This is a genomic window from Rhodopila globiformis (assembly GCF_002937115.1).
Classification (GTDB): domain Bacteria; phylum Pseudomonadota; class Alphaproteobacteria; order Acetobacterales; family Acetobacteraceae; genus Rhodopila; species Rhodopila globiformis.
Window position 1 is genome coordinate 1 of the sequence record NZ_NHRY01000147.1, and the last position, 7,268, is coordinate 7,268.

General features: G+C 69.4%; 9 protein-coding genes. 2 read left to right on the forward strand and 7 right to left on the reverse strand.

Features of this window, described 5'->3' with window-relative positions; all coding sequences use genetic code 11:
- The coding region (locus CCS01_RS34675) for a hypothetical protein (RefSeq protein ID WP_204848284.1) at positions 1-247 on the forward strand (247 nt) is incomplete at its 5' end.
- 196 nt (positions 248-443) lie between these two features.
- On the opposite strand, the gene CCS01_RS14625 is transcribed toward CCS01_RS34675, so the two are convergent.
- Positions 444-860 (reverse strand): type II toxin-antitoxin system VapC family toxin, encoded by a 417-nt coding sequence (locus CCS01_RS14625; RefSeq protein WP_104519544.1) that lies wholly within the window; start codon positions 858-860, stop codon positions 444-446.
- A complete protein-coding gene (locus CCS01_RS33720; RefSeq protein ID WP_170114641.1) occupies positions 857-1,111 on the reverse strand; it encodes a FitA-like ribbon-helix-helix domain-containing protein in 255 nt (84 codons plus the stop codon). The genes CCS01_RS14625 and CCS01_RS33720 overlap by 4 nt, the downstream gene beginning before the upstream one ends.
- On the opposite strand from CCS01_RS33720, the gene CCS01_RS33725 reads away from it, so the two are divergent.
- On the forward strand, positions 1,070-1,354 hold the full coding sequence (locus tag CCS01_RS33725) for an acyl-CoA synthetase family protein (protein WP_158258399.1): 285 nt from the start codon (positions 1,070-1,072) through the stop codon (positions 1,352-1,354). The two genes, CCS01_RS33720 and CCS01_RS33725, sit on opposite strands and share 42 nt — an antisense overlap.
- Positions 1,355-1,432: 78 nt before the next feature.
- Here CCS01_RS33725 and CCS01_RS14635 read toward each other — a convergent pair whose 3' ends face one another.
- From CCS01_RS14635 to CCS01_RS14655, 5 genes are all read right to left on the reverse strand, one after another.
- Positions 1,433-3,814: an EAL domain-containing protein gene (locus CCS01_RS14635; RefSeq protein WP_104519546.1), complete on the reverse strand. Its 2,382-nt coding sequence runs from the start codon at positions 3,812-3,814 to the stop codon at positions 1,433-1,435.
- The gene (locus CCS01_RS14640; RefSeq protein WP_104519547.1) at positions 3,811-4,380 is read right to left on the reverse strand and encodes an ATP-binding protein; all 570 of its coding nucleotides are present in this window, start codon (positions 4,378-4,380) and stop codon (positions 3,811-3,813) included. Before CCS01_RS14640 ends, CCS01_RS14635 begins: the two co-directional genes overlap by 4 nt.
- A 175-nt stretch (positions 4,381-4,555) precedes the next feature.
- Entirely contained in the window at positions 4,556-4,885 is a 330-nt protein-coding gene (locus CCS01_RS14645) for an STAS domain-containing protein (RefSeq protein WP_158258400.1), read from the reverse strand.
- Between the two features lies 1 nt (position 4,886).
- Positions 4,887-5,915, reverse strand: coding sequence for a methyl-accepting chemotaxis protein (locus CCS01_RS14650; RefSeq protein WP_104519549.1), 1,029 nt, complete (start codon positions 5,913-5,915; stop codon positions 4,887-4,889).
- Positions 5,912-7,003 carry a protein-glutamate methylesterase/protein-glutamine glutaminase gene (locus CCS01_RS14655; RefSeq protein WP_104519550.1) on the reverse strand — a complete coding sequence of 364 codons (1,092 nt, stop codon included), beginning with the start codon at positions 7,001-7,003 and terminating at the stop codon, positions 5,912-5,914. Before CCS01_RS14655 ends, CCS01_RS14650 begins: the two co-directional genes overlap by 4 nt.
- Between the last annotated feature and the right edge of the window lie 265 nt (positions 7,004-7,268).

The window sequence follows — 7,268 nt, forward strand, 5'->3', positions numbered from 1 at the left end:
TGCCGCTCGACGAAGCGCTCCAGTGCCTCAGCGACAACCCATACTTTCTGGAATTGCGCCAGACATTCGGGTGAGCCGCGTCAGCGTATCGATACGAAAAGCGAAGGCCGTTCCCTGGAAACTACAGCCTCTTGTAGTCAAGATACTGATCCTCGGCTCGACCGTCGGTGCACAACTGCTGAAGATCGGCTTCGGTGATATCACTCACCAACTTGCCATTCAATCGCATCGCCTGGTCCTCGGGTAGCTGTCGCAATCTCGTACTGTAAGAGACATGATAGCTCCACGCGATCTACCTGCATAGGCTCGCCCGCATCGCGGCGGCGTAGGGTCTTCTTGATCGGGTGCGAGATCATCTTCAGCCACCGGCCCATCTTCACGCGCTTCGCATTGGGGCGTCCGGCATCCGGTCGGTCCCTCACCACCGGGAGGATGCCAAACGCCTACGCCGCCCACGGGTTGATGACCGCCACCCCGGCCGCGGCATAGGGCGCGATGTCACGCGAAGCGACAATAAAGCCACGCGAGGCCGCGATCGCGGCAATATAGCCGTCCGGTGTCGGAAAGCCCCGCCCGCTGCTCCTGGCCAACGCCGCCAGCCCGGCATAGTGCCTCGCCGCGTCGATGTCGAACGGAAGCACGCGATTGGCGAAAAGGGCCAACAGGCCCTCAACAGTCTCGGTCAGCATGTTCTTGCGCCGGCCGGCCGGAAGCGCCGTGATTCCGAACAGAAGCTCGGCCACTGTCACGCTCGACAGATACAGCGTTTCGGCCACTTGGTTGTCCAGCCAGGCGCGCACCACCGGCAGCGGCGCGGGCTTCATCGCTTCGGAAACGACATTCGTGTCCAGGACGATCATTCAAACCGCATCGGCTCGGCCGGCGTGGTATCCCGCACGCGATCGAAGACCTCGAAATCCTTGTCGGTCAGGCCGATCCTGCGGCCGAGCGCGGCAAGAGCTTCGCCCATGCGCAGGCGCGATGGCGGCTTGACCGCGCTTTCCAGAATGTCGCGGACCTCGGCCTCGGTGCTGCGCCCGTGCTGAGCGGCCCGTACCCGCAAAGCACGGTGCACGTCGTCCGGGAGGTTGCGAACAGTGAGCATCGCCATAGCGTCACCATCACAAGAAGCATTCAATGCATGCATTATAGGCACATGTATGCGCGCCTGCAAGCGGCCACCGAGGCGCTGCCTGCAGCCGGCGATAAGCGGAAGCCGGGGGCGCACAAGCTCACGCATCACACCAAGTCCGTCATCGGCGTCACGGTCGGCGTGCGGGTGGTCGATCCGGGCGGGGTGGAACGGTCGCAGGGCAAGGCGAAGCGGATCGTGGACCTGCGGCCGAGGGGATGATCCACCGGCGCCGGCGGATCGGTTGTTTCGGCTCAGGCCGTCACCACAACGCCATGGCGTTTCGGCCCGCCTGCGCCGCTACGACCGCCGGATCAATGCGTCGCCGATCGCCTCAACCGACAGCGCCGGGCCATAAAGCCAGCCCTGTGCCAGGTCGCAGCCGGCCGCGCGCAACGCCTGCTCGACGGCATGGTTCTGCACCCCGACGGCGGCCAGTTGGACGCCGAACGCGCGGCCGACCGCCACCGCGGCGGTCAGCAGGCGCATGGCCGACGCATCGGTGGCACATTGCTGCACCAGCACGCGCCCCAGCTTCAGCATCCCGGCCGGCAGGCGCTCGATCGAGCGCAGGCTGACGCTGCTGAACTCCTCCAACGCCACGCAGCAGCCAACCGCATGCAGCGCGGTCAGCGCCGGAAGACACGCCGTGGCGTCCGCCTCGGAAACCTCCACCACCAGCGCCTCCGGCGGGAGGCCCGCGTCCCGCAGCCGGCCTGCGATCAGCTCCGGCAGCGATGCGTCCGCCAGCGCGGCGGCGGAGAGGTTCACCGCGACGCGCATGCCCGGCTGCCTGGCCCGCCAACCGGCGCAGGCGGCAACCGCCGTGCGCAGCGTCATGTCGGTCAGCGCGCCGGTCGCGCCGCCTTCCGCAACCAGCGACAGGAACATGTCCGTCGGCACGATGCCGTGCTGGCGGCTGGTCCAGCGCACCAGGGCCTCGGCGCCCACGACCGCCCCGGAACTGAGCGAGACCTGCGGCTGGAATCCGACGGTGACTTCATCCTCGGCCAGCGCGCGGGCCAGGTCGGCCGTGGTCACGCCGCCCCGGATGTCGGGCCCGGACGGGCGCCGCCTACCCACCGGGCCAGCCACCAGCGCCTCGTGCAGCGACGGGACGTCCAGCGGCATCGGCAGGGTCGCCGTAACCTCCAGCCCCAGGGAGACGGCGAGCCGGGCCACGTCCTCGCAGGGCGCGCCCACCAGGATCAGGCGGGGCTGTCTGCCGCTGCCGGCGATGGTGCGGAACAGTTCCAGTCGTTCGTCAGGCGGCAACTGAAGATCCATGACGAGGACGTCGTAGTCGAACGCCGCCAGGAAACACCCGGCGGTCGCGAGATCGGCCGCGCCGTCCGCATCCAGCCCGACCGCGCCCGCGGCCTGCTTGACGGTCATGCGCTGCGACAGCGTGCAGGCGACGACGAGCACCCGCTTGCGTGATGCCGCCGCACCCGCGCAGGCCGGGCTGACCGCCGGCCCGGATTCCGCCGCCGGCCGGCCGATGCAGATCAGCGTCAGGTCGTCGTCCAGCGCCTCGCCGCCCAGGTCGGCGATGGTCCGGGACAGGCTGGCAATGGCGCTTTCCGGGTTCCGGCCGGCCAGGGCTTGCGCGGCCAGCGTGCGGGCGCGCTCGTCGCCCAGCAGCGTTCCGTCCGCGCGCAGGCGGGCTTCCGGAAAGGCGTCGCTGTGCAGCAGGAGGAACGATCCGGGCGTGAACGGCGCGTGCCGGGTCGGGTATTGCACGCCGCCGGTGATGCCCAGCGGCAGGCCGCTGCCATCCAGTCCCCGCAAAGGGATGGAGGGCAACGCCAGCATCGGCTCCGGGCAGCCGGCGGCGGCATAGCTGAACTGGTCCCGCCTTGTGTCCAGCACGCCGTAGAGCATGGTCACGTACTGGCCCGGCGACAGCAGCCCGCTCAGCCGGTCGTTGACGGCCGACAGGAAGCGCCCCGGTTCCGCGCGGTCGAAATCGTTCCGCGTCATGATGGTGTGGATACGGAACGTGTCGATCGCGGCGATGGTGCCGTGGCCGGAGACGTCGCCGATGAAAATGCCGACCCGCGAGGCGTCCACCGGCCAGGCGCCCCACAGGTCGCCGCCCAGCTCGGCCGAGGGCTTGAACAGCGCCGCCATGTCGATGGCGTAGCGGTTGCGGATCTGGCAGATGACATGCGCGTCCGGCAGCAGCGCTTCCTGCATCTGCCGCGCGATGGCCAGTTCGGTGGCGGTACGTTCCTGGAACTCGCGCAGGCCGCGGATCAGCAGGCGGCGTTCCAGGTGGATGATCGCGTGGGCGATCAGCTGCGCCTGGTAGACCGGCTTCTGGATCACGTCCGAGGCGCCGACGGCCAGGGCCCGCAGGCGGTTCTCCACGCTTCCAAGGCCGGTCATGACCAGGATGGGAAGATCGCCGTACTGCGGTCGGCGCCGCAGCGCCTCACAGACGTCGAAGCCGTCCAGCACCGGCATCGCCAGGTCGAGCAGCAGCAGGTCGGGCGCGTGCTGGTCGATCATCGCCAGCGCCTGCCGCCCGTCGGTGGCCATGAAGAGATGCCGGAAGCCGGCCTGGCGCAGGTGCGATGCGACGATCCGCCGATGCGTGGCGGAGTCGTCCACGACCAGGATCGAGCACGCCGCCAGGGCCGGCGGAACCTGGCGCGCCGCGGCGTCCGGGCCGCTCATGCCGCGGAGTCCGAGGCCATCGCGAAAGTCAGGATGAGGCGGCGCCGGCGCTGGTTCCAGTGCACGCTCTGCGTCAGGTCACGCATCAGCCGGATGCCCCGCCCGTGCGGCGTGTCGTCCGGCGACGCGCTTTCGCCGTACGTGAAGCCCTGGCCCTGGTCGCTGACCGCGAAGCACAGCCGCTTCGACGTCCACCAGGCGTTGAGGATGACGCACCGCGCGCAGGCAACCGGGTCGTTCAGCCGCCTGTTCAGTTCCATACAAAAACAACCATAGTCGTCCACGCTGCCGCGGCCGGCTGTCGCGATGGCAAGGTTGCCGTGCATCACGGCGTTTGCCACGGCCTCGTGCAACGCCAGTTCGATGAGATGGCCATGGTCCTCGGCAGCCGGGTTCCGTTCCGTCACGACGGCCAGCAGGATCGCCGCCAGCGGCAGGCGGAACGCGGTTTCGGTCCGGACGGCGAGGCACAGGCCCGGCGCCCGGGGCGGCGGCGGGCAGCCGTCCTCGATGAACGCGCCGTCGGGGCTGCGCAGCGCGTCCAGGATGTCGGCCGGATCGGTCATGCCCGGCGCGGCGCTGCAGCGGCGCGCAGGCGGGTTGGGACGCACGCGATGCCGGTACAGGCAGAAGCCGCGAATGGCGGCCCGGCGGCCGCCACGGCGAAGGCGCGCCGTCGATCCGTTCCAGCTTGCCTGCGGTCTGCTGTGGCGCCGTTGCGACGCGGCCGGCGGCGCATGGTCATGCCTCGATGGTGAACAGCGTATCGAACCGCGACACGTCCAGCATGCGCCGCACCTGACCGCTCGCCCCGCGGATCGTGATGGCGCCGGAACGCCGGCGCGCCGCTTCCCGCGCCAGCAGCAGCATGCCCAGCGCGGCGGAATCGACGAACTCAACCCCGGCCAGGTCGAAGGTGACCCGGCCGCCGCTGCTCATGGCTTCGACGTGGCCGACCAGCACGTCGCGGAAGGCGGCGTGGGCGGAAAAGGTGAAACGGCCGGCGAGGGCGACGACCGTCTCGCCGCCGGACTGGCTGGTGCTGATGTTCATGGCCTCGGACTTGGACATCTCAGAACAGGTCGATCGAGCCGGCCTCGGCCGCGCTCGGGGTGGCGATTTCCGGCCCTTCCCGGCCATCGATGACGCGCGAAACGAACGCGGCGCGCATTTCGCTCAGCCGGTAGCGCGCGGCGAGGTCGTGCAGCCAGGCGATTTGCTCGGCCAGTTCCGCGGGCGAGCATGGGACACTCGTTTCAGTATCGGCCTGCAGCCGGCTGAACGCGTCGCCGACGAGGCGCAGCGTGTCCATCACCTGCTCCAGCCGCTGCGAGACCCGGTCCTGGAACTGCAGGCTGGTGATCGCGGCGTTGACCTGGCGGGAGATCTCACCCGCGTCGGCGGCGGCGCTGTCGGCGATGCTGCCCAGCGCGGCGCTGCGGTCGAGCAGTGCGCCGACCATGGCGTCGATCTTCTCCTTCGCCATGATGTTCTCCGACATGTCGATCGTGGCGACGCTGCGCAGCGCCTCGTGGCTTTCGTTCAGGCCGGTGACGACCTTGCTGACGTGGGTGCGCATCGTGTCGGCAAGCTGCTGCGTGGTGCCCGACAGCGCCCGCACCTCATCCGAAACGACCGTGAAGGCCCGCCCGGCCTCGCCTGCACGGGCGGCCTCGATGCGGGCGTTGATCGCCAGCATGCGCATCTGGCTGTTGATCGTGTCCACCGCCTTGATGCAGTTCTCGACCGCGGTCATGCTGACGCTGACGTCGTTGAACGCGTAGACCATCGCCATGGCGTTCTGCGACAGCAGCAGGATCTTGGCGACGATGGCGGTCAGCGCCTGCTCGAACTGGGCGGCAAGGTCCTCGAACGTCATGGATTCGCCAGCGACCGTCAGGTGGTTGGCGACCGCGGACAGGCTGGAAACCCGCTGGTTCTGCGCTGCCGCCTTGAGCGCAAGCCCCTGGAACAGCTGCGTCAGCGTGCTGGTTTCAGCGGCCGCGTCGCCGGAGGCGTGGGTCAGCTCGGCAACCAGGCTCTCGGCGATGCGCTGCTGCATCGATCCGAGGGCGAGCCAGCGGTTCAGCATGGCGGTCATGGCACGGCCTCGACCAATGCGGATGCCGCATCGACGATGCCTTGCGGAATCCGTTGCAGCGGCAGTTCCAGTTCGACGGCGCCGGCGGCCCTGGCCGCGCAGGGCATGCCGTAGACGATACAGCTTGCCTCGTCCTGGCCGATGGTGCGCGCGCCGGCCCGGCGCATTGCCAGCAGCCCGTCCGCGCCGTCGCGCCCCATGCCGGTCAGGATCACGCCAACGGCGCGGCTGCCGGCGGCGCGGGCGACCGAGCGGAACAGCACGTCGACCGAGGGCCGATGCCCCCCCACCGGCGGCCCGTCGTGCAGGCGGCAGGCGAGTTCCAGCCCGCTGCGGACAAGCTCCAGGTGGAAGGCGCCGTTGGCGAGGTAGACGTGTCCGGGCCTCACCGGCTGGCGATCCTTTGCCTCGGTGACCGAGAGCGCGCATTCGTCGTTCAGCCGCCTGGCGAACGAGGTGGTGAACCCGGCGGGCATATGCTGGGTCACCAAAATCGGCGGCATGTCGGGCGGCAGCGCGGTCAGCACCGCGTGCAGCGCCTCGACCCCGCCGGTTGAGGCGCCAATGGCGATGATGACATTCGACGCGCCGGTGGCGGCGACGGCTGTTGACGCGCCGGTGGCGGCGACGCTGACAGGCTGCCGCGGCAAGGCCGTGGGCCGCGGGCGCCGTTCCGGTGCCAGGCCGATGCGCGCCGCCGCGGCCGAGCGGATCTTGGCCGCAAGATCCGCCTGCAGCGCGGCGAGCCCGTTGCGGATGTCTCCGCCGGGCTTCGCCACGCAATCGACCGCGCCCAGGCGCAGCGCCTGCAGCGCCGTGTCGGCCGCCCGGCTGCTGAACGACGACAGCACCACCACCGGCATCGGATGCAGCGCCATCAGCCGTTCAAGGAACGTCAGCCCGTCCATGCGGGGCATTTCCAGATCCAGCGTCAGCACGTCGGGATGCAGGGCCTTGATCTTCTCCCGCGCGACATAGGGATCGGAGGCGGTGCCCGCCACCTCGATATCCGGAAGCCGCCCCAGAACCTCGGACAGGAGCTGCCGCATCAGGGCGCTGTCATCGACCACAAGGACGCGGATCGGCATGGGCTGTTTCCCTCGGGCACCCCTGCCCGGACTGCCGGACATCCGGCAACCGGCGGTTCCACAGGCTGCATCCGGCAGCATCGCGCGGATTGATTAAGAAATGAGTAAATATCCCCCGGCAGAGCCGGGGGCTTTATGGTGTTGGCCGCTCAAAGCGGCCGGGCGGGTCGCTGACGCGGCCCGTTGAGTGTGAGCCGCTCAAAGCGGCAAGCGGGACCGCTAACGCGGTCCCGGGTTCAGTTGGCCACTAAAGTGGCCGGTTCAG